The organism is Streptomyces sp. DH12, assembly GCF_020873895.1.
GTDB lineage: Bacteria > Actinomycetota > Actinomycetes > Streptomycetales > Streptomycetaceae > Streptomyces.
The window spans coordinates 1-472 of sequence record NZ_JAHWGT010000895.1; the positions used below are offsets into that span (position 1 = coordinate 1).

A 472-nucleotide genomic window follows, 5' to 3' on the forward strand; every position below is an offset into this window, starting at 1 on the left:
TTCAAGGCCGGGAAGTGGCGTGACTCCGTCGTGCATGCCATCCTCGACCGAGAGTGGAACGCCGCCCGCTGAACTCCCAGCGGGCGGTGCTCCGTTGTCAGACGGTGGGGCCATCCCCGCGCGGGTGCGGGAAGCAGCGGCACACGGTGGCGGATCTCCCGCCCGCGGAGCCATTTCCGCAGGTAGTCGTAGTCCGACTGGGGACGATCCCCGCACCCGCGGGCATGGTCCCGCGCTGTCAGTACCCGTTCATAGGATCACGGCATGTCCGATGCCTTCACCGTCCTGTGGACTCATGACACGTGCCGTGCGCTGCGCAAGGCGGGCCGTGTGGGCGAGCGACCACCGGTCGCCTTCAGCGGCGTTCACTCATCTCTGCCCGCGTGGACGGGTGCCCGCGCCGGAGACGAGGTGTACGCGCTGCACGTCAACCGGCGAGAGGTGTTCTTGGTGAGCCGGATGCGAGTGATCG

1 pseudogene is annotated in these 472 nt (G+C 68.2%); it reads left to right on the forward strand.

Going from position 1 to position 472, the window contains the following annotated elements:
* Positions 1-264 precede the first annotated feature (264 nt).
* Positions 265-472 (forward strand): annotated as a pseudogene (locus LPA54_RS37660) (hypothetical protein); the annotation flags it as partial.